Source organism: Dietzia aerolata (assembly GCF_014144865.1).
GTDB lineage: Bacteria > Actinomycetota > Actinomycetes > Mycobacteriales > Mycobacteriaceae > Dietzia > Dietzia aerolata.
In genome coordinates, this window is the sequence record NZ_JAALDM010000004.1 from 1 (window position 1) to 24,251 (window position 24,251).

General features: G+C 67.7%; 19 protein-coding genes and 1 pseudogene. 8 read left to right on the forward strand and 12 right to left on the reverse strand.

Features of this window, described 5'->3' with window-relative positions:
- Both G6016_RS00160 and hemE read right to left on the reverse strand, forming a co-directional pair.
- On the reverse strand, positions 1 to 498 hold a 498-nt coding region (locus tag G6016_RS00160), incomplete at its 3' end, for an FAD-dependent oxidoreductase (protein WP_182630696.1).
- A complete protein-coding gene (gene hemE / locus G6016_RS00165) occupies positions 495 to 1,577 on the reverse strand; it encodes a uroporphyrinogen decarboxylase (protein ID WP_380023526.1) in 1,083 nt (360 codons plus the stop codon). The genes G6016_RS00160 and hemE, both read right to left, overlap by 4 nt.
- A gap of 151 nt (positions 1,578 to 1,728) precedes the next feature.
- On the opposite strand from hemE, the gene G6016_RS00170 reads away from it, so the two are divergent.
- Positions 1,729 to 2,316 (forward strand): DUF3000 family protein, encoded by a 588-nt coding sequence (locus G6016_RS00170; RefSeq protein ID WP_182630698.1) that lies wholly within the window; start codon positions 1,729 to 1,731, stop codon positions 2,314 to 2,316.
- Positions 2,313 to 3,551, forward strand: a complete 1,239-nt coding sequence (locus G6016_RS00175; protein WP_182630699.1) for an HRDC domain-containing protein — start codon at positions 2,313 to 2,315, stop codon at positions 3,549 to 3,551. The genes G6016_RS00170 and G6016_RS00175 overlap by 4 nt, the downstream gene beginning before the upstream one ends.
- Positions 3,552 to 3,611: 60 nt before the next feature.
- On the opposite strand, the gene dxs is transcribed toward G6016_RS00175, so the two are convergent.
- The 3 genes from dxs to G6016_RS00190 form a co-directional block, all read right to left on the reverse strand.
- On the reverse strand, positions 3,612 to 5,489 hold the full coding sequence (gene dxs / locus G6016_RS00180; RefSeq protein ID WP_182630700.1) for a 1-deoxy-D-xylulose-5-phosphate synthase: 1,878 nt from the start codon (positions 5,487 to 5,489) through the stop codon (positions 3,612 to 3,614).
- Positions 5,490 to 5,609: 120 nt separating this feature from the next.
- Entirely contained in the window at positions 5,610 to 6,929 is a 1,320-nt protein-coding gene (locus tag G6016_RS00185) for a class I SAM-dependent RNA methyltransferase (protein ID WP_182630701.1), read from the reverse strand.
- Positions 6,926 to 8,917, reverse strand: coding sequence for an amino acid permease (locus tag G6016_RS00190; protein ID WP_182630712.1), 1,992 nt, complete (start codon positions 8,915 to 8,917; stop codon positions 6,926 to 6,928). Before G6016_RS00190 ends, G6016_RS00185 begins: the two co-directional genes overlap by 4 nt.
- A 112-nt stretch (positions 8,918 to 9,029) precedes the next feature.
- Between G6016_RS00190 and G6016_RS00195 the strand changes: the two genes are divergently transcribed.
- Together G6016_RS00195 and G6016_RS00200 are read left to right on the forward strand one after the other, a co-directional pair.
- Positions 9,030 to 9,707, forward strand: a complete 678-nt coding sequence (locus tag G6016_RS00195) for a potassium channel family protein (RefSeq protein ID WP_182630702.1) — start codon at positions 9,030 to 9,032, stop codon at positions 9,705 to 9,707.
- Between the two features lie 106 nt (positions 9,708 to 9,813).
- On the forward strand, positions 9,814 to 10,473 hold the full coding sequence (locus tag G6016_RS00200) for a potassium channel family protein (protein WP_182630713.1): 660 nt from the start codon (positions 9,814 to 9,816) through the stop codon (positions 10,471 to 10,473).
- Here the strand turns inward: G6016_RS00200 and G6016_RS00205 are convergent.
- Complete coding sequence (locus G6016_RS00205) at positions 10,448 to 11,281, reverse strand: hypothetical protein (protein ID WP_182630703.1); 834 nt, start codon at positions 11,279 to 11,281, stop codon at positions 10,448 to 10,450. The two genes, G6016_RS00200 and G6016_RS00205, sit on opposite strands and share 26 nt — an antisense overlap.
- A gap of 47 nt (positions 11,282 to 11,328) precedes the next feature.
- Here G6016_RS00205 and G6016_RS00210 point away from each other — a divergent pair, with 47 nt between their 5' ends.
- Positions 11,329 to 11,517, forward strand: coding sequence for a hypothetical protein (locus tag G6016_RS00210; RefSeq protein ID WP_182630704.1), 189 nt, complete (start codon positions 11,329 to 11,331; stop codon positions 11,515 to 11,517).
- A gap of 34 nt (positions 11,518 to 11,551) precedes the next feature.
- A complete protein-coding gene (gene hrpA / locus G6016_RS00215) occupies positions 11,552 to 15,466 on the forward strand; it encodes an ATP-dependent RNA helicase HrpA (RefSeq protein WP_182630705.1) in 3,915 nt (1,304 codons plus the stop codon).
- A gap of 11 nt (positions 15,467 to 15,477) precedes the next feature.
- Here the strand turns inward: hrpA and nrdR are convergent, their stop codons facing one another.
- Positions 15,478 to 15,933: a transcriptional regulator NrdR gene (nrdR, locus tag G6016_RS00220; RefSeq protein ID WP_182630714.1), complete on the reverse strand. Its 456-nt coding sequence runs from the start codon at positions 15,931 to 15,933 to the stop codon at positions 15,478 to 15,480.
- 835 nt (positions 15,934 to 16,768) lie between these two features.
- Between nrdR and lexA the strand changes: the two genes are divergently transcribed.
- Positions 16,769 to 17,437 carry a transcriptional repressor LexA gene (gene lexA, locus G6016_RS00225; RefSeq protein WP_182630706.1) on the forward strand — a complete coding sequence of 223 codons (669 nt, stop codon included), beginning with the start codon at positions 16,769 to 16,771 and terminating at the stop codon, positions 17,435 to 17,437.
- 50 nt (positions 17,438 to 17,487) lie between these two features.
- On the opposite strand, the gene hflX is transcribed toward lexA, so the two are convergent.
- Together hflX and dapF are read right to left on the reverse strand one after the other, a co-directional pair.
- Positions 17,488 to 18,936: a GTPase HflX gene (gene hflX / locus G6016_RS00230; RefSeq protein ID WP_182630707.1), complete on the reverse strand. Its 1,449-nt coding sequence runs from the start codon at positions 18,934 to 18,936 to the stop codon at positions 17,488 to 17,490.
- A 73-nt stretch (positions 18,937 to 19,009) separates the two neighbouring features.
- Positions 19,010 to 19,894: a diaminopimelate epimerase gene (dapF, locus tag G6016_RS00235; RefSeq protein WP_182630708.1), complete on the reverse strand. Its 885-nt coding sequence runs from the start codon at positions 19,892 to 19,894 to the stop codon at positions 19,010 to 19,012.
- 120 nt (positions 19,895 to 20,014) lie between these two features.
- Here dapF and G6016_RS00240 point away from each other — a divergent pair, with 120 nt between their 5' ends.
- Positions 20,015 to 22,204, forward strand: a complete 2,190-nt coding sequence (locus G6016_RS00240) for a malate synthase G (protein WP_182630709.1) — start codon at positions 20,015 to 20,017, stop codon at positions 22,202 to 22,204.
- A 131-nt stretch (positions 22,205 to 22,335) separates the two neighbouring features.
- Here the strand turns inward: G6016_RS00240 and G6016_RS00245 are convergent, their stop codons facing one another.
- The 3 genes and pseudogenes from G6016_RS00245 to G6016_RS00255 form a co-directional block, all read right to left on the reverse strand.
- Positions 22,336 to 23,082, reverse strand: coding sequence for an IclR family transcriptional regulator (locus G6016_RS00245; RefSeq protein WP_182630710.1), 747 nt, complete (start codon positions 23,080 to 23,082; stop codon positions 22,336 to 22,338).
- Positions 23,075 to 24,031, reverse strand: a complete 957-nt coding sequence (gene miaA / locus G6016_RS00250) for a tRNA (adenosine(37)-N6)-dimethylallyltransferase MiaA (RefSeq protein ID WP_182630711.1) — start codon at positions 24,029 to 24,031, stop codon at positions 23,075 to 23,077. The genes G6016_RS00245 and miaA overlap by 8 nt, the downstream gene beginning before the upstream one ends.
- A pseudogene (locus tag G6016_RS00255) lies at positions 24,028 to 24,251 on the reverse strand (hypothetical protein); the annotation flags it as partial. The gene miaA and the pseudogene G6016_RS00255, both read right to left, overlap by 4 nt.

Consider the following 24,251-nt stretch of genomic DNA (forward strand, 5'->3'; position numbering starts at 1 on the left):
GAGCATGGGGTCGACCAGGCGCGTCACGACGGCCGGCCCGAAGCGTTCGGCGACCAGCCCGCCCAGGGACACGTCCCCGCCGGCCTCCCAGTCGAGCGGGAGCTCGGTCTCGCGTGCGGCACGCTCCACGTCGGCGGGGTCGAGCACCTCGCCCAGCGTCGACGCGTCCGAGGGCAGTCCCATCAGGGTGCCGGCGGGCATCGACACCAGTCGGCCGCCGGTCAGGATCGACGCGCTACGCCCGCTCGGGTGCTGCAGTGCGTCGGCCAGGCCGAGTTCGGCCACCAACTCGGCCGCCTCGGGTCGGCGGCCGATGAACGCCTCGGCGCCGAGCTCCATCGGCCCGGACGGAAAGTCGACGGTGTCAAGGCATCCGCCGGGCGCCGGGGACGCCTCGAGCACGGTGATCCGGGCCCCCGGCAGATCGCGGGACAGTTGATAGGCGGCGGTCAGTCCGCTGAGGCCGCCGCCCACCACGGCGACGCTGGGTCCGGTCATCCGTTCGCGGTCAACTCGTGCACGAGCTCCACGACGTGGGTCACCACGGTCGCATCGGTGCTGGGCAGCACCCCGTGTCCGAGGTTGAACACGTGCCCCCGGGCGCCGGCCTCGCGGGCGCGACGCCCCTCCTCGACGATGCGTGTGACCTCGGCGTCTAGGGCGGAGCGGTCAGCGAACAGCATCGCCGGGTCGAGGTTGCCTTGCAGCACCTTGCCGGGGACGCGGGTCGCGGCAGCGTCCAGCGGGATCCGCCAGTCCACGCCCACGACCTCCGGGCCGGCCTCGCCCATCGCACCGAGCAGCTCGCCGGTGCCGACGCCGAAGTGGGTGCGGGGCACGCTGGAGACCAACTCGTCGGCGAAGATGCGCGTCGAGTGCGGAAGCACAAGCGACCGGTAGTCACGCTGCGTGAGTGCGCCGGCCCAGGAGTCGAACAGCTGCACCGCGTCGACCCCGGCCCCCACCTGGGCGCGCAGGAAGACCGTGGTGAGGTCGGCGATCTTGGACATCAAGTCGTTCCACAGGTCCGGTCGCGAGTACATGAGCGACTTGGTGTGCTCGTGGTTGCGACTCGGTCCACCCTCGATCAGGTAGGAGGCCAACGTGAACGGCGCCCCGGCGAACCCGATGAGGGCCACGGACGGGTCCAGCTCGCCGATGATGAGGCGGACGGCCTCCTCGATTTGGCCCAACCGGTCCGGGGTCAGCTCGGGGAACGCCGCGATTCCAGCCTCGTCGCGGATCGGTTCCGCCACGACCGGTCCCACGCCGGGCACGATGTCGATGTCCACTCCCGCCGCGGCGAGCGGGATCACGATGTCGGAGAAGAAGATCGCGGCGTCCACGCCGTGGCGCCGAACCGGCTGCAGGGTGATCTCACACGTCATGGCCGGGTCGAAGCACGCCTCGAGCATGGAGGAGCTGCCGCGGACCTTCTTGTACTCGGGCAGCGATCGACCCGCCTGGCGCATGAACCACACCGGGGTGTGAGTGCCGCCCGCGCCGGTCACCTCGTCGAGGTACGGGCCGGTTCCCGGACGTCGGCCGGTGGCGGCGCCGGCCGTGGCACCGGGCATGGCGTCGGCGGAAGGGGAGGTCGAAGGCATGTCGGAGTTCTGCACGACCCCATAGTCCCATGTCCGCGAGGATCCGGGCCGCCAGCCCACCCGGACCGTCGACGGCGCGCCTCCGGAGCACGTCGGTGGCCGATCGCTAGCCTCACGGACTGTGAGTACATCGGTCAATGACGGCGAGCCCGAGGTCTTCCGGGAGGCGGTCGAGTCCCTGTCGCGACTCGAGGTCCGCCCCGAGATCTCGGTCGGTCCGATCCGTCCCCCACAGCGGCTCGCCCCCTTCAGCCATGCCCTGGGTGTCGAGATCATGCCGCCCTCGGGCGACGACGTGCCGGAGTTCTCCGACGGTGACGCGTTCGGCCGCCTGATCCTGCTCCACGATCCGTCCGGTGACGACGCCTGGAACGGCACCCTGCGACTGGTGGCCTACATCCAGGCCGACATGGAGGCCGCGCTGGCGGGCGATCCACTCCTGCCCCAGGTGGCGTGGAGTTGGCTGACCGAGGCCCTCGACGAGGACGCCGGCCCCTACACCGCGCTCGGCGGCACGGTCACGAGCACGGCATCGGTCCGCTATGGCGATATCGCGGGACCGCCCCAGGCGCACCAGCTCGAACTCCGGGCGTCGTGGACCGCACTCGAGTCCGATCTGACGGGCCACGCCTCCGCCTTCTGCAGGACGTTGGCCCTCGCAGCAGGCTTACCGCCCGTCGGCGTCACGTCGCTGCATCGTCGCGCGTGAGCGCCCGCCGCCGGGGCGAGACCCCGCCTGGTTCCCCTCCCCCGCCAGCCCGGTACGAGTTCGTCGACGACACCGCCGGCATCGATTCCGTGGCAAAAGCGTTGACCGACTCGTCAGGGGCGGTCGCGGTGGATGTCGAGCGGGCGTCGGGAATCCGCTACTCCGAGCGCGCGTTCCTGCTCCAGCTGCGCCCCACCGACGGTCCCGCCCTGTTGGTCGACCCGGAGACGCCGGGCCGGACGGTCGGGCCCTTGGCCGAGCTGCTCTCCGAGCGGCCACTTCTTTTCCACGCGGCGAGCCAGGACATGCCCTCGTTGCGGGAGCTCGGCATCGTTCCCTCATCGCTGATCGATACCGAACTGGCGGGCCGTTTCCTCGGCATCGAGCGCGTCAACCTCGGCGCGATGATCTCCGAACACCTCGGCATCGGTCTCGCCAAAGCCCATTCGGCCGCCGACTGGTCCCGCCGTCCGCTTCCGGATTCGTGGCTCGACTATGCGGCCTACGACGTCCTTTTTCTCCACGAACTGGCTGACGCGGTGCTGCCCCGACTCGACGAACTGGGGCGCCGGGAGTGGTTCGAGGCGGAATGCCGCCATCTCGTCCAGGCGCCTCCCGCCCCGCCGGCTGTGGAACCGTGGCGTCGGCTGTCGCGGCTGTCGTCGCTACGGGATGTTCGACAGCTCGCCCGTGCCCGCGAGCTCTGGATGGCGCGGGATCGTTTAGCCGAGAGCCACGACGTGGCTCCGAAGCGTCTGCTGTCCGACGCCGCGATCATCGAGGCTTCTCGTGTGGGCCCGACGAGCAAGTCGGCACTGCTCGCGATCGATGGATTCGACGGCCCGCACCGTCGACGCATGGCCGGGGACTGGCTCGCCGCGCTCGAATGGGCGGACGGCCTCGGCCGGGAGGACCTGCCCTCACGGCGTGCACCGCGCGGTGAGCATCCGCCTCATGCGTCGTGGAAACGCAACGAGCCCGAGGCCGCGGCACTGTTGGAACTGGCCCGCACTCACCTCAGTGCCCTGGCCGACGAGTTGGGACTCGAAACCGGCCTCCTGCTCAAGCCCGCCTCGCTGCGGTTGTGGGTGTGGCGCGCCGCCACGACCCGACCATCAGACGACGGAGAGCTTCTCGACTCTGTGCTGCGGGGAGATGACGCACGGCAGTGGCAGCTCGATCTCACCTCCGGCCCCTTGCTCGAGGCTGTCAGGGAGTTCCGCGCGGCCGGCTGACCACCGAGTCCCCGCGCCCGCGATGTGCATGGCGGTCTCGGGAGCGCTTCTGTCGGAGCTCTATCCGGCGAGCCGCTCGCGGATCGAGGTGGCGATTCCCTCGGGTGTCAGGCCCGCATCGGCGAGGATTTCGCCCCGTGAGGCGTGGTCCAGGAACTCCTGCGACAGGCCGAGAGCCAATCGTTGGGTCCGGACACCCTGCGCATCCAGTCGGGCGCACACCGCGGATCCGACTCCCCCGTGCAGTCCGTTGTCCTCGACGGTCACCACGAGACGTCGGCTCCGTGCGGCCTCGACGATGGACGCCGGCACCGGATAGACCCAGCGTGGGTCCACCACATCGACGGTGATGCCTGACTCTTCCAACGCCCGTGCCGCGGCGACAGCGGGGACCGCCATGGATCCCACGGCCACGATCAGCACGTCTGCCGAACCGTTCCCGTGGATCCGGTCGACGCCGTCTTCGGTGGTGTCAAGTGCCGGAACAGGCGCCCCCACGGTGCCCTTGGGGAAGCGAACGACCGTCGGCCCGTCCGTCACCGCCACCGCCTCACGGAGTTCCTGACGCAACGTCACCTCGTCGCGGGGCGCGGCCACGCGAATACCCGGCACGATGCCGGTGAGCGACAGATCCCACATTCCGTTGTGGCTCGCGCCATCCGGGCCCGTGACGCCGGACCTGTCCAGCACCATCGTCACCGGCTGGCCGAGCAGCGCGACGTCCATCAGCAGCTGATCAAAAGCGCGGTTGAGGAACGTGGAGTAGACGGCCACGACCGGGTGCATTCCACCCAGGGCCAGACCGGACGCAGAGGCCACGGCATGCTGCTCGGCGATCCCCACGTCGAACATCCGCTCCGGGAAACGCTTGCCGAACGCGGTGAGTCCGGTCGGACCCGCCATCGCGGCGGTGATGGCCACGACGTCGTCCCGCTCGGCGCCGATCGTGCAGAGTTCGTCGGAGAACACGGAGGTCCAGTCCGTGGAGGATGAGGCGGACAGGGGCTTGCCGGTGTCCGGGTTGATGACCCCGGTGGCGTGCATCTGGTCGGCCACGTTGTTCTCCGCATGCACGTAGCCCATGCCCTTGCGGGTGACGGCGTGCACGATCACCGGACCGCCGAAATCCTTGGCCAGACGCAACGCGGCCTCGGTGGCCGCGAGATTATGTCCGTCGACGGGGCCGATGTACTTGATGCCGAGGTCGGCGAAGAGTTCCTGGGGTGAAACCGCATCCTTCAGGCCGGTCTTGATGCCGTGAAGCACCGAATAGACGGCCTGGCTGACCAGCCCCTTACGGGACGTCAGTGCGGTCTTGGTGCGGTCCATCGCCTTCTCGTACGCGGGCTGCAGGCGTAGCGCGCCCAACCGGTCGGCGATACCGCCGATGGTCGGTGAGTACGACCGACCATTGTCATTGACGACGATGACCATCGGACGGTCCTTGGCGGCCGCGATGTTGTTCAGCGCCTCCCAGGCCATACCGCCTGTCATGGCGCCGTCTCCGATGACGGTGACGACCGTGCGATCGGCCTCCCCGCGCAAGGCGAACGCCTTGGCCATCCCGTCCGCATAGGACAGCGATGCCGTGGCGTGGGAGGACTCGACGATGTCGTGTTCGCTCTCCGCGCGACACGGGTAGCCGGACAGTCCACCGCGGGACCGGAGTCCGTCGAACTGGTCCCGGCGACCGGTGAGCATCTTGTGCACATACGACTGGTGACCGGTGTCGAAGATGATCGGGTCCCGGGGCGAATCGAATACCCGGTGCAGGGCGATGGTCAGCTCGACCACGCCGAGGTTCGGGCCGAGGTGCCCGCCCGTCGCCGCGACCTTGCGGATGAGGAACTCCCGGATTTCACCGCACAGCTCACTCAGCTGGTCGGAGCTCAGTCCCCGGAGATCAGAGGGGCCATCCACCTCATCGAGCACGCCCATTGCCGTCGATCGCCCCTTCCCTGACCTACACCCCGCTGGGTCGAACGGCCAGTCTACGGGCTGGCCGTCCGTACGCATGATCGTGGTCGGCCCTCTGAGGCGCCGATCACGTTCCCATCGTCAGCTATCGGGCGCGTCCAGAATCGCGATTCCCTCGATGTGATGGGTCCCGGGGAACGCAGCGACACCGCGAAAGTGCTGCACCGTCCACCCGGCGGCGACGAGAACTCCCACGTCGCGCGCGAGGCTGGCCGGATCGCAACCGACGTGTACGACCCTGGACCGGGTGCGGGCGGCCACCGCCTCCATCACCGGGATGCCCGCCCCTCCCCGAGGCGGGTCCAGTACCACCACGTCGGGCGCGTCCCGGTCCGACGAGGTCTCGTACTGCTCGAGAAATGACTCAACCCGGGAGCGGACGGTCCGGATGCCGGGGTCGCAGCCCAGCGTGGACTCGGCTGCCGCCAGCGACCCGGGAGAGGACTCGACGACGGTGACGCGCGCGCCCGGCAATGCCTCTTTCACGGCCGCGGCGAACACGCCGGCACCGCCGTAGAGGTCCCAGACGACAGGCTCCTCCGTGAGGCCCGGGGCCGAAGTCAGCGCTGCGCGTATCGCCTCGCTGTAGTGCGTGGCCGCCGAACGGTGCGCCTGCCAGAAGGAGTCCACCGGAAGCTGCCACGTCTGGTCGGCGACTCGTCTGACCATTGTCGGTCCGCCCGTGACGAACTCCCAGTCCCGTTCCCGCGCCCGGCGGGCACGAGCCCTCGTCGCCGCGGATCTGGCGGACGACCGGCTGCGCCCGCGCGGCCGATCGTCGGCCATCCCGCGATGGGCCACGTGGACCACGCCGTCGTCGTCGAGGACTCCCAGCACCTCGCGGTGCGCTGCGAACCGGGCCTCGAGCACGGCGTCCGTCAATCGATCGTCGGGCTGGCTGCAGGGCTCGGTGATCACCTCACCGGACCGGGCACGCCGGAATCCGGGCCGGCCGTCCGGACCCGTGACCCACCGGGCAACCGTGCGCCACCCCATGATCGCGGCATCGCCCCAGGGCAGTTCGGCTGGTGTCGGGGAGGTGGGAACCCGGAACCGTCCGATCCGCTCGGCCTGCTCGGCCAGGATCTGCCCGGCGAATCGGCGTGCGGCGGCCGGGTCGATGGTGCTCCAGTCGCAACATCCGGCTCCCGCTGCTGCCGCAGCGCACCACGGCTCGATCCGGGCCGGCGAGGGCTCCAGCACGGCGCGGGTGGTGGCGCGGCAGAATCCGCGACCCGGGTCGTCGTCGACGACGACCTCGGCGAGTTCCCCGGTGATGGCCCCGCGGCAGAAGATCACCCGCCCGGAATGCCGGGCGACGAACTCACCACCGTGAGCCGGACCCTCCACCCGGACCTGTAGGGTGCGGCCCGTCCAGTCGGTCGGTTCCTGTCGTGTCATTGCGCCTCCGGTCCACGCCAACGTCCGACGATCGGTGCATCACTTGTCTGTTCCGCGCGACCGTCCGATGAGGACAGCTGCCACGGCACGCTGGTCACCATGACACCTCGTTCGTACAGCAACCGCGATTTGAGTCGCAGCGCGCTCTGATTGTGGAGCACCTGTTCCCACCAGCGGCCCACGACGTACTCGGGGATGTAGACGATCACCACGTCGCGGGGGTGCTGGGCGCGTAGCCGCTTCACATAGTCCACCACGGGTCTGTTGATCTCCCGATACGGGGACTCCACGACCTTCAACGGCACCGTGATCTCGCGGCTCTCCCATTCGCGTACCAGCGATCGGGTCTCGGCGGTATCGATGTTGACGGTGAGCGCCTCGATCGAATCGGGACGGGTCGCACGCGCATAGGCGAGCGCCCGCAGGGTCGGGAGGTGGAGTTTGGACACCAGGATCACGCAGTGGGTACGGCTGGGCAGGACGACCTCCCACGACGAGTCGTCGAGTTCCTTCGCGACGGAGTCGTAGTGGCGCCGGATCAGCTTCATCATGACGAACAGGACCACCATCCCCAGGACCGCGATGTACGCCCCGGACAGGAACTTGGTGGCCATGACGATCACCAGGACGCAGGCCGTCATCATCATGCCCGTGGCGTTGACCGCGCGCGCTCGACGCACCCTCCGGCGCAGGACGGGGTCGTCCTCTCGTGCGAGGCGCCGGTTCCAATGACGGACCATCCCCCACTGGCCGAGCGTGAACGCCACGAAGACGCCGACGATGTAGAGCTGGATCAGTTCCGTGACGTTGGCATCGAAGATCACGACCAGCGCCGCGGCCGCGATCGAGAGCAGCACGATGCCGTTCGAGAAGGCGAGCCTGTCGCCCCGTGTCGCGAGCTGGCGTGGCAGGTACTTGTCGCGTGCGAGGACGGACGCGAGCATGGGAAAGCCGGTGAACGCCGTGTTGGCCGCGAGTACCAGGATGAGGCCGGTGACACCCATGATCACGTAGAACACCACGGGCGCGCCGGCGAACACCGGCTCGGCGAGCTGGGCGATCATCGTCTTCTGTCGGTAGCCCTCGGGCGCGCCGATCAGCTGCGTCGCCGGGTCCTCGGCGATCTTGACGCTCATCCGCCGGGCCAGCTCGATCAGGCCCAGCAGGAACGACACCAGGAGTACGCCGAGGATGGTCAACGTGGCGGCGGCGTTCCGGGCGCGCGGTTTGCGGAACGCCGGGACCCCGTTGTGGATCGCCTCGACACCCGTGAGTGCGGCGCAGCCCGACGCGAACGACTTGGCGACGATGAAGGCCAGCGCGAGCCCGGTGACCGAGAGCCCGTCCGGGGTGACGAGCGTGAACCCCGCAGATTCGGCGCGCAGGCCGTTGTCGAGAACATCGACCTGGAACAGTCCCCAGAGGACCAGCGCCGACATGGCCGCCATGAACGCATACACGGGCACCGCGAACATCGCTCCGGATTCCCGCACGCCCCGCAGGTTCGCCGCCGTGAGACCGAGGATCGCCAGAACGGCGAAGAGCACCTCGTTGTCGTGGACGAACGGGATCGCCGATCCGATGTTCTCGGCAGCCGCCGCGATCGACACCGCCACCGTGAGCACGTAGTCGACGAGCAGCGCGGCACCGACACCGAGCCCGGCGCCGGGGCCCAGGTTGACCGTCGCGACCTCGTAGTCACCGCCGCCCGACGGGTATGCGCGGACGTTCTGCCGGTAACAGGCGATGACGACGACCATGACGACGGCGACCGCCAGCCCCACCCACGGGGTGAACGCCAGAGCGGACATCCCGCCCATCGAGAGCACGAGGAAGATCTCCTGCGGCGCGTACGCCACCGACGACAGCGCGTCCGAGGCGAACACGGGCAGGGCGATCCGCTTGCGAAGCCTGGTCGCACCGATCGTGTCGCTGCGAAACGGGCGACCCACGAGCAGTCGCTTCGCTCCTACTGAGACCTTGGAGATCCTGGACACCGACATATCGTATGGCCCGCACGCCGTCACCGACAGCACCGCCGCGGCAAGTAGCGTGACCGGGTGGACGCACGTGCGGTGCGCCGTGAGGAGTGGGACCGCCATGAGGGTCGTCATCATGGGGTGCGGGCGCGTCGGTGCGGCGCTCGCCACCGAACTGGACATCGCCGACCACGAGGTGGTGGTCATCGATCGTGAACCGCGCTCGTTCACCCGCCTCCCGGACACGTTTTCCGGGAGGACGGTCACCGGAACCGGCTTCGACAGGACCGTCCTGGAGGAGGCCGGCATCCACGGGGCCGACGCGTTCGCCGCGGTCTCGTCCGGGGACAACTCCAACATCATCGCCGCCCGTGTCGCCCGGGAGACGTTCGGACTCGAGCGAGTGATCGCGCGCATCTACGACTCCGGTCGAGCCGAGGTCTACGAGCGACTCGGGATCCCCACCGTCGCCACCGTGTCCTGGGCTACGGCTCGACTCGTCCGGTACATCACCGCCGGCGCGAGCCCTGTCGTCTGGCGGGATCAGACGGACTCGGTGTCGATCGTGGCGGTGGACGCCCCGCCCTCCTGGGTCGGGCACCCCGTCGACTCCCTGGCACACCAGGTCGGGGGCCGCGCCGTATCCCTCGCCCGGTTCGGCGAAGGGCAGATCCCGGACGCCCGCACGCTTGTGCAGGCCGACGACGTACTGCACCTCGCCGTCCCCTCCGCGGCCGTGCCCGAACTGGACGAACTCCTGGGAAAAGGACCCGCCGACGAGGACGCGAGCGATGGATAGGCAGCCGATGAACGACACGCCGATCACCGACGACCAGGTGCCCGACTACGCCGACGGCACCGGTCTCCTGGACAACAATGCGGTGCGGCGCGTCACGTCGGCCAGCCTGCGCGTCGTGGTGGCCGGCGCGGGAGTCGTGGGCCGCTCCATCGCACGAGAACTCCTCATCAGCGGCCACCACGTGACCCTCGTCGACAGGAATGACTCCGTCTTCTCCGACGATCCCGTCGAGGGCGCAGACCAATTCACCGGCGATGCCTGCGAGCTCAGCGTGCTGTCGCGTCTCGGGGTCGAGGACGCCGATGTCATGGTGGCCGCCACCGGAGACGACAAGGCGAACCTCGTCGTGAGTCTGCTCGCCAAAACCGAGTTCGCGGTCTCCCGCGTGATCGCGAGGGTCAACAACCCCCGCAACGAGTGGCTCTTCGACGACCGCTGGGGCGTGGATGTCGCGGTCTCCACTCCGCGGCTCATCGTCTCGATGGTCGAAGAGGCCGTATCCGTCGGTGACGTGGTCCGGCTCCTGACGCTGCGGCGTGGCGGGGCGAACATCGTCAGCGTCACGCTGCCGGAGCAGACACCGCTGGCCGGGCGACCGGTCGGCCGGGTGAAGTTCCCCCGGGACGCAGCGCTGGTGGCGATCCTCCGCGGCGGTCGGGTGATCGTGCCGGAACCCGACGTCCCGTTCGAGCCGGGCGACGAACTCCTGGTGGTGGCGCCCGAAGAGGTGGAGGCCGACCTCAGCGACGTGGTGTCGCAGGGTTGACCGTCACCGCGATCTCACGGCCGTAATCCCAGCCAGGGGCGAGCGGGAGCTGGTCCCCGCTCCAGAAGCGACCGGGGTCGTACCAGCTGGTGTCCCCGGCGGGCAGCAGGATGCCCATCGCCTCGAGCGTGGCCCCGACGACCTCCGCGCAGTACGCGGCCTCGAGCCGGCGAGCCGGTGTCCTGACACCGGCCGCCTTCGCATCGCCCCGTGCTCTCACCGGACGGATTGCCGACAGGCGGGGAAGCTGCGGGAGACGCAGACACCCGCGACGGTCGGCGTCGGGGGTACCAGCGGTGTTGTCGTCGTCGTCACGATCTTCACCGGCGCCGCCACCTCGGGCACCGGGCGTGCCGTCCCCGCTCCCACTCCCGCGGGCCGCCCAGCGGCCACGCGCCCACCGCGCGGCCAGGCGCCCCGACGACGGAAATGACACGCCGTTGAGCTGCGCGATCGACTCGAGCAACCCGGCCTCCTGCTCCTCACCCACCTCCGGGGAGATCTGACGGAACCACGCCCGCTGCCCGTACGGCCCGGCCCACTGACGGACCGCGTCCTCGAGAACGTGGAGCTGCACCCCGCGCTGGTGACGCCCGGTCCAGACATCCGGCAGGGCGCGGCCCATCTCTGCGTGCCACATCAACGGCGGCAGGTCGTCGAGCACAACCGCGACACCCACATGGTTGACCGGCGCGTTGGTCAGGGTCTGGATGAGGCGATCGGCCGTCGAACGGCCGCGGAACACCCACAGGTCCCCGGTCCGGGTACGTTCGGCGGCGGCCGCGAGCGGCACGGTGTCGACGGTCATGATCCGATCCTGCCAGGCGCCCGGCGGTGCGCGCCTACAGTTGTCGCATGGCACTTCGAGGACGGCAGTGGTGGAAGCTGGTCGGCGCGGCCGGTGCGGCAGGGGTGGCCGCCACCGGGATCCTCGCGATCCGGTCCGAACGGCAACGCCGCGCCTATCAGCCGGACGAGATCCGCGAACGGCTCCACGAGCGGTACGCCCGCGTCCAATCGCGCCGGGAGAGCGGCGGACACTGACCACCGGGCGGCGGCCTATATCCTGGCGGGCACCATGTCGTCGTCCTCCGCGCCCTCCCCTGAGCTCCGCCGGGCCCGCCACGAGCTGCTCGTCCGGCTCGACGAGATCGGCATCCTCGACGCCCACCGGCTGCGCAACCGCATCCGCCGGGCCCGCGCCGACCAACTCGACGACCTATCCGGTCGCGTCGATGCCGCCGCCGAACGTCTCACCCGCCGTGCCGCCTCGATCCCCACCCCCGAGTACCCCTCGCAGCTGCCGGTCAGTGCCCGCAGAGACGAGATCGCCGGCGCCATCCGCGAGAACCAGGTGGTGGTGATCGCCGGCGAGACCGGATCCGGCAAGACAACCCAGATCCCCAAGATCTGCCTCGAACTCGGGCGCGGCGTGCGCGGGATGATCGGCCACACCCAGCCGCGCCGGCTCGCCGCACGCTCGGTTGCCGAGCGCATCGCTGACGAACTCGACGTCCAGATCGGCGGGCTCGTCGGCTCCGCGGTGCGATTCGACGACCGCACCAGCCCCGACACCGCGATCAAACTCATGACCGACGGCGTGCTCCTCGCCGAGATCCGACGCGACCGGCTGCTCCGAGCCTACGACACGATCATCATCGACGAGGCCCACGAACGCAGCCTCAACATCGACTTCCTGCTCGGGTACCTCAAGCAGATCCTGCCGAAGCGACCCGACCTCAAACTGATCATCACCTCCGCGACCATCGACCCCGAACGGTTCGCCCGCCACTTCTCGGACCCCTCGGGCCGTCCCGCGCCGATCATCGAGGTCTCCGGGCGGACCTACCCCGTGGAGATCCGATACCGGCCCCTGCAGGTCGAGCACGGCGACCGGGTGGTGGATCTGGATCCACTCGACGCCCTCGCCGACGCCGTCGCCGAGTTGTTGCGGGAGGACGACGGCGACGTCCTGGTGTTCCTGTCCGGCGAGCGCGAGATCCGCGACGCCGAGGAGGTGTTGCGAGGTCGAAAGTTCCGCAACACCGAGATCTTCCCGCTGTTCGCCCGACTCACCGCCGCCGAACAGCAGAAAGCGTTCCGCGCACACTCCACCCGGCGCGTCGTGCTCTCGACCAACATCGCCGAGACCTCTGTCACCGTGCCCGGCATCCGCTACGTCGTGGACACCGGCCTGGCGCGTATCTCCCGCTACTCGACCCGCACCAAGGTCCAGCGACTCCCGATTGAGCCCGTCTCCCAGGCCTCCGCGGCGCAGCGGGCCGGCCGGTGTGGCCGTGTGGCCGACGGCATCTGCATCCGCCTCTACTCCGAGGAGGACTTCGAGTCCCGCCCCGAGTTCACCGATCCGGAGATCCTGCGCACCAACCTCGCGTCGGTGATCCTGTCGATGGCCGACCTCGACCTGGGGCCGGTAGATGACTTTCCGTTCGTCGAACCGCCGGAGCGGAAATCGGTCCGGGATGGAATGACGCTGCTGACGGAACTGGGGGCGTTGGAGGTCGACGACGACGAGCGACCCCGGCTGACCGCGGTCGGTCGTGACATGGCGCTCCTCCCACTCGATCCCAGGCTTGCCCGAATGGTCGTGGAGGGCCACCACAACGGCTCACTCGGCGACATTCTCGTCGTGGTCTCTGCTCTGACCGTGCAGGATGTGCGCGAGCGGCCCGCTGAGGAGCGGGACAAAGCCGATCAGTTCCACCGTCGGTTTACCGACAAGAGTTCCGATTTCCTCGGATACCTCAACCTGTGGCGCTACATCACCGAGCAGCGCCGGGAGCTGTCCGGGAGTGCCTTCCGGAAGATGTGCAAGGCCGAGTACCTGCATTGGTTACGGATCCGTGAGTGGCAGGACCTCAACGCGCAACTGCGCAGCATGTGCCGGGAACGCGGGTGGCACCCGCCGTCCGGGCACGCCGCCGAGGACGATCTTCACAAGGCGATACTGTCCGGCTTGCTCACCAACGTCGGGATGCGGGACGAGGACGGTCGTGAGTTCCGTGGCACCCGCGGGATCCGCTTCCAGGTGTTCCCCGGATCCGATCTGGCCAAGAAGCCGCCGCGCTGGGTGATGGCGTCCGAGTTGGTCGAGACCTCAAGGTTATGGGCCCGGGACGTGGCGCGGATCGATCCGGCGTGGATCGAGCAACTGGGTAAGCACCTGGTTCGGAACCAGTACTCGGAGCCTCACTGGTCCGATGCCCAGGGTGCCGCGATGGCCTACGAGAAGGTGCTCCTGCTCGGTCTGACAGTCGTGGAAGCGCGGCGCATTCTGCTCTCCCGGGTAGATGCACCTCTGGCCCGGGAGATGTTGGTCCGCCACGGCATCGTCGAGGGTCGATGGGCCACCCGGGTACCGGTCATCGTGGACAACGCCCGGGCCGTCGACGAGGCCCGCGAGCTGGAGACCCGCAGCCGCCGTCGCGATCTGGTGATTGATGACGACGCGCTGGTGGACTTCTATCTCCAGCGTCTGCCTGCAGATATCACGTCGGGTCGGCATCTTGAGTCGTGGTGGAAGAAGAAGGGACATCGCGACCCTGACGCGCTCAGGCTCACGCCAGAGGACATCCGTACGTCGGAGAAGGCGCCGGATGCCTCTGCGTTTCCGCCGTACTGGCAGCAGGGCGACCGTCGATTCGAGTTGCGCTATGAGTTTGAGCCCGGAGGGGCAGCGGACGGCATCACCGTTCGTATCCCGCTGCCGCAGCTCACCTCGGTGACGGCCGCCGGTTTCGAGTGGCTCGTGCCGGGTATGCGCGAGGAGCTCTATACGGAGATGCTGCGGACGTTGCCCAAGTATCTGCGTCGGCTCTGTTCACCTCCCGCGGAGTTCGCGGGGCTACTGGTCGAGGACGTCAAGCCCCGCTCGGCGCCCCTGCCGGTCGCACTTGCGAAGGGACTGTCCGCACGGATCGGCACAACAGTCGATCCCCGGGAGTTCAGGCCCGATCAGCTACCGGATCATCTCCGGGTGCGTTTCGAGGTCCTCGACGGTGACGAGGTGGTTGAGTCCGGGACGGACCTCAAGACCCTCCGCACCCGACTTGCGGAGACGGTGCGTAGCACCCTCAACCGCCAACTGATCCCTGACGACGGCCCGCACTCCGCGTGGACTACCGACACCATCGGGGACCTTCCCGAATCGGTGACCGGGACGATCGATGGTGTCGAGGTGACCGTGTTCCCCGGCATCAGGGTGGCCAAGGATGGGCTTCACCGTGTGGCGTGTGCGACGGAGGAGGAACGGCGAACGCTGCAGGCCAAGTCGGTGCTGTCGTTGCTGACCGTTGATCTGGTGTCGTCCTCGTCGATCATTCGGGGGCGGCCCGTGGAGCAACGCCTCGCACTCACCCAGTACCCGTATGGCGGGATCGATGCGCTCGTTTCGGATGCCTCGTTGGCCGTGTCCGCACGATTGATCGCCAGCCGCAAGGGCGCGCCGGTGTTGACGGTCCAGGATTTTGACGCCTTACGGTCTCGTGCCGCGTCGGAGGTGCCGGGAGCGGTCGCCGTCGCGATTTCCACTGTCGTGATGGCTCTCGTGCAGGCTCAGCAGGTTAATGCCCGATTGGCGGAGACTCCCACGGCGATTGCCGAGGCGGTGCGCCCCACACTGGAGTACCTGGTGGGCAAGGGATTCCTGGCCCGCCATCCGGCGGCGATTCTTCCGCACCTGGAACGCCATGTTCGGGCTGTCGGGATGCGTCTGGATATGGCGGAGAAAACTCCGGGTCGTCATGCAGAACTGTCTAAGCGTCTGGCGGTGTCGGAAGCTGCGGTCGAGAAGGCGTGCACCACGCTTCGGGGACGTCCGGGTGGGGCCAGGGCGATACGTGACCTGCGCTGGATACTGGCGGAGTACCGCGTCGGGCTGTTCGCCCAAGCTCTGGGCACCGCTCAACCGGTTTCTCCTGAACGGATAGACAAGGCGATCAAGACCGCGTTGGCGACCCGTCGTACCGGGTAGCCGAAATGCTGTTAGCGGGTCTCGCGTCGCTCGCGCAGTGAAATGATCTCGCGCTCGAAATCATCGGCCGAGCTGAACTGTTTGTATACCGACGCGAATCGCAGGTAGGCCACCTCGTCCAGGTCTTGGAGCGGACCGAGAATCGCGAGTCCGATCTCGTGCGCGGGGACCTCGGAGGCACCCCGCGACCTGACCGCGTCCTCTACCTGCTGTGCGAGCCTTCGAAGCGATGCTTCATCGACAGAGCGCCCTTGGCACGCTCGCCTCACACCGCGAACGACCTTGTCGCGGCTGAAGTACTCCGTCACGCCGTTGCGTTTGAGGACAGTAAGCAGCGGGGTCTCGAGCGTGGTGAAACGGTGGCCGCACTCCGGGCACTCGCGCCGACGCCTGATCGCCTGTCCCTCGTCGACCGACCGCGAATCGATCACACGTGAGTCTTCGTTATGGCATGTCGGGCAGTACATTCCCGTTCCGCCCTTCATCGACCGGATCCTTCACCCCGCGATGATGTGCTCACCGGGGCGGGGCCGGCCACCTGCCGACCCGGCTCCAGTCTAGGAGTAGCCCACCATGCTCATGCATAGGCGGGGCCGCCCAGGAATGCCAGGGCGAGCAGCATCGCCAGACCGAACAGGACTCCGCAGATCACCAGGGCCCACGTCGGCACATCGTCCACGACCCGCCCGGCAGATGGGGCTTCGACCCGGCACGACCGGACGTCGCCTGCGGATCGGACGAGAACTCGCCGACCGGGTGCAACCGGAGCCTGTGCCGGTACGAGAGAGCGAGACATGGCACGACCGCCATCTGCAATGCGCTCAGAGCCGACGCGACGAACCGCCACGGGTCGAACACTACCCTTCGCCACGCCACCATCATGTCGACGTTCCGTAGTCCGACCCCGGCTCGGTCGGGCACCCGACACCCTGGCAGTCGCCTTCTGATGACGGACCGGTCCTCTGGGGTCCCGATGAACGGCGGAACTCCGCCTGACCTGGTGATCAGCCGGGCACACTTCGATCACACCAGGCACCGATCCGACGTACGACTGCATTTCCTGAACGGCCATGACAACTCCTCGCTCGACAGGCTGTACGAGATTGGCTCGCACAACTGTATGCATTGCCCAAAACGATTGTTCGAACTCGAACACTGCCTAGAGTTGTATCACGCGACTCCGACAGAGTCACGATTCTCGTCCGAAAAACATCGAACAGGTGTGTGGCGCATTCCTGCGAACCCGTCTAGGGTGTAGACAGAAACTGACGTCGAACATCCATTCGCTGAAGGGACACTGCGATGCCGAAGCCGGACTTCGAAGCGCTCACCGCACGCCAGAAGAGCGTGCTGCTGCACATCCACGACACTGTTAAAGATCGTGGCTACCCACCGAGCATCCGCGAGATCGGTGACGCGGTAGGACTGCAGTCAACCTCCTCGGTTGCTCACCAGCTCCGCACGCTCGAGAAAAAGGGGTTCCTCACTCGTGACCCGCATAAGCCACGCGCAGTAGATGTCCACGGGGTACCCGGTCAGAAGTCCCGTGGCCGGCGCGCTGCCGCCCCGGCCTCAGACCGGCCGGCAGGAGCGGTCGAGACGGTTTACGTTCCCATCCTCGGCCGGATAGCCGCAGGGGGCCCGATCCTCGCGGAACAGGCGGTGGACGAAGTGTTCCCGCTGCCCGCAGATCTGGTGGGCTCCGGCGAGCTCTTCATGCTCAAGGTGGTCGGTGAGTCGATGATCGACGCGGCGATCTGCGACGGTGATTATGTAGTGGTCAGGCAGCAGAATGTCGCGGACAACGGTGAGATCGTCGCCGCCATGATTGACGGCGAAGCAACCGTGAAGACCTTCCGCAAGGACGAGACGGGAGTGTGGCTCCTCCCGCACAACCCCGCCTTCAGTCCGATCCCCGGTGAGCACGCAACGGTACTCGGCAAGGTTGTCACCGTATTCCGGAAAATGTGATCGCCTGACAACGTTCTGCTACACGGCGCCGTCTGACTCCAGATATCGGGTCAGGCGGCGCCGTCGTGTGTTCCGTCGTCGATAAACTCCGACATTTCGCCGGCAACGGATTGGGGCAGACGAACAACGATCCTCGTGCCCACCGGAGTATGCGACTCCGCCATGACCGCACCCTCGGCGTGCACACGGGAGATCACATCACCCCTCGAGTAGGGCACCATCAACGTCACTTCCGTATCGCCGGAAGCGATGATGTCCATGATCGCCTGCAAGAGCCCGTCCATGCCCTCGCCTGTCGCAGCAGAGACGAACACCGCATCCGGGACGGCATGATGCAGCTCGGCGAGCACCACGGGATCCGCCGTATCAATCTTGTTGATCACCACGAGTTCCCGGGGTCGTTCAGCGTTCTGCTCCTCCACGACATCGTGGATCACCCTTCGGACCGCCTCAATCTGACGCAGGGGGAACGCGTCCGACCCGTCGACAACGTGAAGCAGCAGTTCGGAGTCCACAACTTCTTCCAGCGTCGATCTAAAGGCCTCGACCAGCTGAGTGGGTAGATGGCGGACGAATCCGACGGTGTCTGTGAACACCACGGTTCGACCATCGGGGAGGTCTGCCCGTCTAGTCGTGGGGTCCAGTGTGGCGAACAACGCGTTCTGCACGAGCACTCCGGCACCCGTGATGCGGTTCAACAGACTCGATTTCCCGGCATTGGTGTACCCGGCGATCGCGATGGAGGGAACCGGGGTCGCACGCCGGCGATGACGCTTCGTGTCGCGAGACTGCTTCATGCCCTTGATCTCACGCCGCAGCTTGGCCATGCGCTCACGGATACGCCGGCGATCAGTTTCGATCTTGGTCTCACCGGGACCACGGAGACCAACTCCCCCGTTGCTGCCGGCTCGTCCACCAGCCTGACGGGACAGGGACTCACCCCATCCACGGAGCCGCGGGAGCATGTACTCCATCTGCGCCAGCGTGACCTGCGCCTTACCCTCACGGCTCGTGGCGTGCTGGGCAAAGATGTCCAGGATCAGTGCGGTGCGGTCGATCACCTTGACGTTGACGGCCTTTTCCAGGGCGATCAACTGTCCCGGCGTGAGTTCGCCATCGCAGATCACCGTGTCAGCACCGGTCGCGGCGATGACGTCCTTAAGCACGCTCACCTTGCCCGAGCCGATATAGGTCGACGCATCGGGCTTGTCGCGACGTTGGATCAGTGCATCACACACTTCAGACCCAGCAGTCTCCGCGAGTTGGGCCAGTTCTGTCATCGCTGCATCAGCTTGGGCAGAGGTCCCCTCGGTCCACACCCCCACCAGGACGACACGTTCGAGACGAAGCTGGCGGTACTCGGCGTCGTTGACGTCCTGGAGTTCCGTCGATAGTCCCGCGACTCGTCGCAGCGAGGATCGTTCCTCGAGCTGGAGCTCGCCGATGGAGGGGTCGAGGTCAGTGCGTTGTCGGCCGGGGGCCCATGATTCGTTAGTCATTCCCAGTCATTATCGCACATCACAGCCATAACCGCCTTCCGCGAACCAGAGACAGTGAGCCCCAGTAACGGTGTCACGAGGCCCGAAAGACTCCCTCCGCGACAAGAACCGACGGGCCCGTCAGCGCCGACCCGCCCTCGCTGAGATCCACCACGACTTCGCCTCCGGGAACCTGCACGACCACCTGTCCGGTCTCGCTTCCCGCATCTGCGAGCGCAGCCACCGCAGTAGCCACGATTCCGGTCCCACACGACATCGTCTCGCCGGCACCGCGTTCGTGCACGCGCATCGAGATCCTGCCGTCCCGCACCGGAGTCGCAATCTCCACGTTGACCCCTTCCGGGAAGAACTCGGTGTCAAAGACGGGTTGCTGGTCCACGGGTAACGCGCGCAGGGATTCCTCGTCCAGCTCGGGCACCACACACGCCAGATGGGGATTGCCCATGTCGATGCCGATACCTGCAAGAGTCCTGCTCCCGACGCGGGCATATGACACTCCCAGCAGTCGGGGTTCGCCCATGTCGACTCGGACGAGTGCTCGGTCACCGTCCTGCTCGAGTACCCGGGCCGGTCTCAGGCCCGAGCGTGTTCCCACCCGCACCTCTCCGGATGTAGCGCGCCCGGTCGACACCAGCACATGGGCAAAGACGCGAACCCCGTTACCGCACATCTCGGCGGTCGATCCGTCCGCGTTGCGGTAGTCCATGAACCAGTCAGACTCACCGACACCATTGGGCAGGGTGTCCAGGACTCCCTTGTCGAGAAGCGCACCGGCGGTCGCGATGCGAAGGACTCCGTCGGCCCCGATCCCGGCCCGTCGGTCGCACAGTGCGCGCACGAGGCCCTCGTCAAGTGCCACCTCCGCCCCGTCGTCGGGCAGGATCACGAAATCGTTGAGGGTGCCGTGTCCCTTGAGGAACTCGAGTCCTGAATGCGCCGCCGAAGGTTTCAGAGCCATGCTCCGGATTCTACGGCGTTCAGGGCGCCTTTCCGCACTGCGGAAACACGGGATGGCACTGTCCGAGGCGCCCACTAGAGTCTTAGGCGAGAACGATCCCCTAGCAGGAGGAGAGCATCCATGTCCGATCGCATCACCGTCGGCGGAATCCGAGTGGACAAGGTCCTGTACGACTTCGTCAACTCGCAGGCGATCCCGGGTACCGGGGTCGACCCCGACGCTTTCTGGGCGGGCGCAGCCGAAATTTTCACCGACCTGGCACCGCGTAACCGTGAGCTGCTGGGGGTGCGTGACGAGCTGCAGTCGAAGATCGACACCTGGCACCAGCAGAACCCGGCTCCGATCGATCCCGCAGCGTACAAGGCGTTCCTGCAGGAGATCGGATACCTGGTCCCCGAGCCCCAGGGAGTGACCGCGTCCACCGAGAACGTGGACGAGGAGATCACATCGATCGCCGGCCCGCAGCTGGTCGTTCCGATCCTCAATGCCCGCTTCGCCCTCAACGCCGCCAATGCACGCTGGGGTTCGCTGTACGACGCGCTCTACGGCACCGACGCGATCAGCGAGGCCGACGGCGCCGAGAAGGGCTCCTCCTACAACAAGGTGCGGGGCGACAAGGTGATCGCCTGGGCTCGCGAGTTCCTCGACGAAGCAGCACCGCTCGCCTCCGGTAGCCACGTGGGTTCCACCGGGTACTCGATCGTCGACGGCGCGCTCCAGGTCACCGTTGCCGACGGTTCGGTCACCGGTCTCGCCGATCCGGCACAGTTAGTCGGTCTGCTCGGCGACGCCGCCGCACCGACGAACGTCCTGCTGCGCCACAACGGCCTTCACATCGACATCCAGATCGATGCGGACTCGCCCATCGGTTCCACCGACTCGGCGGGCGTCAAGGACGTCGTGCTGGAGTCCGCAGTCACCACGATCATGGACTTCGAGGACTCAGTCGCCGCCGTGGACGCCGACGACAAGGTCCTCGGTTACACCAACTGGCTCGGCCTCAACCGCGGTGACCTCACCGAGGAACTGGTCAAGGATGGCAAGACCATCACCCGGAAGCTGAACGACGATCGGGTCTTCACCGCTCCGGACGGCTCCGGCGAGGTCCGCCTCCATGGCCGTTCACTGCTGTTCGTTCGCAACGTCGGACACCTGATGACCAACCCCGCCGTGCTCGACGCCGAGGGCAATGAGCTGCCCGAGGGCATCCTCGATGCCCTCATCACGTCGCTGTGCGCGATCCCGGGCATGGCCGAGGACAACGACCACCGCAACAGCCGGACCGGGTCGATCTACATCGTGAAGCCCAAGCAGCACGGGCCGGACGAAGTCGCCTTCACCACCGAGTTGTTCGGTCGCGTCGAGAAGCTCCTCGGACTGCCGACCAACACCCTCAAGGTCGGCATCATGGATGAGGAACGCCGCACGACGGTGAACCTCGCGGCCTGCATCGCGGAGGCCCGCGAGCGCGTCGTGTTCATCAACACCGGATTCCTCGACCGCACGGGCGACGAGATCCACACCTCGATGGAAGCCGGACCGATGGTGCGCAAGGCCGACATGCGGTCCGCCGCGTGGATGCCCGCGTACGAGGACTGGAACGTGGACACCGGCCTCGCGCTGGGACTGCGTGGTCGTGCACAGATCGGTAAGGGCATGTGGGCCAAGACCGAACTCATGGCCGCCATGCTCGAGGAGAAGATCGGCCAGCCGCGTGCCGGTGCCAACACCGCGTGGGTGCCGTCCCCCACCGGCGCCACCCTGCATGCGACCCACTACCACCAGGTCGATGTAGCCGCCAAGCAGGAAGAGCTGCTCGCCGGCGGTCGGCGGGCCACCGTCGATCAGATCCTCACGATCCCGCTCGCGACCCCGGACACGGTCGCCGGATGGACCGACGAGGAGAAGAAGGAGGAGGTCGACAACTCCTGCCAGACCATCCTCGGTTACGTCGTCCGGTGGGTCGAGCACGGTGTCGGTTGTTCCAAGGTTCCCGACATCCACGACGTGGACCTGATGGAGGACCGTGCCACCCTGCGCATCTCCTCGCAGATGCTCGCCAACTGGATCCGCCACGGTGTCGTGACCGAGGAGATCGTCGTCGATTCGCTGACCCGCATGGCGGCGATCGTCGACGAGCAGAACTCCGGAGACGCCGCCTACCGAAACATGGCCCCGAACGTCGAGGAGTCCACGGCTTGGCAGGCCGCCCGCGAGCTCATCGTCGAAGGCACCACGCAGCCCTCGGGTTACACCGAGCCGATCCTGCACCGCCGCCGGCGTGAGTTCAAGGCCGCCAACGGCCTCTGATCGCCGCCCGGCCGAGCCGAGAGAGCCCGCTCCCACCGCCCACGGTGGGGGCGGGCTCTCGCCATTTTCGCTCGACGCCGACCAGGACTACCGACACAAGAACAGGCCAGGCAGCCGATCACCGAAGCAGATCAGGGCTGGAGACCGGCCACCGCCGACCGGAGAATGCCGACCGCGGCGTCCCTGCGGTCCTTGGTGAACCGGGCCTCCGGACCCGAGGCGGAGATGGCGAACGACGCCGCGCCCTCGCCCACCGCGATGGCCACACAGCGCACGCCTTCCTCCTGTTCGGACTCATCGGTGGCGAACCCGAAACTGCGGACCCGATCGAGCTCGGCGATCAGCGCGTCCGGCTCGACAATTGTTGAGGACGTGTATCGACGCATTCCCGAACGTCTGAGCATGGTGCGGACCTCGTCGACGTCGTCGCCGGCTACAAGCGCCTTTCCCACGGCGGTGCAGTGGACCTCCACCCGACGCCCCACCTCGGTGAACATCCGCATTGAGTGGGGGGACGGCACCTGGGCGAGATACACCACGCCGTCACCCTCGCGGACGGCCATGTTGGCGGTCTCACCGGTGCCGTCGACCACGGCCCGCAGGACGGGCTCGGCCCACTCCCAGGTGGCGCGGCGGGCCGCCTCCCCGACGCGCTGCAGGCGGGGTCCCAAAAGGTAGTCCCGCCGGGCGTCGCGGCGTAGATGACCGCTCTCGGCGAGCGTCCCGCACAGGCGGTGAACGGTCGCGGCAGCCAGGCCGGTATCGGCGACCAGGTCACCAAGAGATGCACGTCCACCGCGCAGCGCGAGGGCGTCCAGGAGCGCGAAGGTCCGGTCGACGGACTGGACCCGGCTGCGGCCGGACCGTGACTCACTCATCATCGGCCTCCTTCAGGATCTGCAGTGCGTCGCGCAGGGGGTCGGTGCGGCCTGACCTGTCGCCGTGGGTGTCGGTGTCGATCCACCGGATGCGGTGGTCGCGACCGAACCAGGATCGTTGCCGCCGAACGTAGCGACGGGTACCGATGAACGTCCGTTCGCGGGCGCGGGCCAGCCCGTCGTCATCGATGTCCAGGTCCTCGTCCATCTCGTCCAGGACCTGGGCGTACCCGATCGCGCGCCGGGCGGTCACACCGTCGAGCAGGCCCCTCCCCACCAGCTGGCGCACCTCGTCGACGAGCCCACCTGCGAACATCGCGTCGGTGCGCCTGGACAGCCGACCGTCCAGCTCGGGCAGCTCGCAGCGGACGCCGAGGATCCGGGTACCCCACCGCGGTTCGCCGATGGTGGGCCGCGAGGCGGAGAACGGCCGTCCGGTTAGCTCCACCACCTCGAGGGCCCGCACCGTTCGTCGCGGGTCGGTCGGCAGGATCGTCCGCGCGGCCTCGGGATCGACCGCGGCGAGCTCTGCGTGCAACGCCTCGACCCCGATCTCGTCCAGCCGCCGCTCGTACCGGGCCCGCACCTGCGGATCGGTGTCCGGGATGGACCAGCCGTCGATTAGCGCCTGGAGGTACATCATCGAACCGCCGCACAGGATCGGCACGTTCCCGCGGGCGCGGATCTCGGCGATCTCCCGCTCGGCCTCGTCACGGAAGTCGGCGACGCTGGCCGTTTCGGTCACCTCCAGCACGTCGAGCCGATGGTGCGGGATCCCACGCCTGTCCGCCGGGGAAAGCTTGGCGGTGCCGATGTCCATGCCGCGGTATTGCTGCATGGCATCGCAGTTGATCACCTCACCGCCGAGAGTCTCGGCCAGCCCGAGTGCGAGCTCCGATTTACCGGTACCGGTGGCGCCCACCACCGCGATGGGTCTGGTGTCGGTCATGCCGGGCCCCCGTGCGAGTACCTGTGCGAGGCGCCGTCCCCGGAGCCTGCCGGACCGCCGAGCGGAACCGATTCCCACCGCGCACCGTGGTAGCCGACGCCGAACGGCGACCACGACACGGCCTCCTGCGCAGCCCGGCCCCGGACGAGTCCGCCGAGGGTCAGCCACGCCGCGCGGCTCCACCACCCCACCGCGTCGGCGGTGTCCGGCCCGGGGTCGG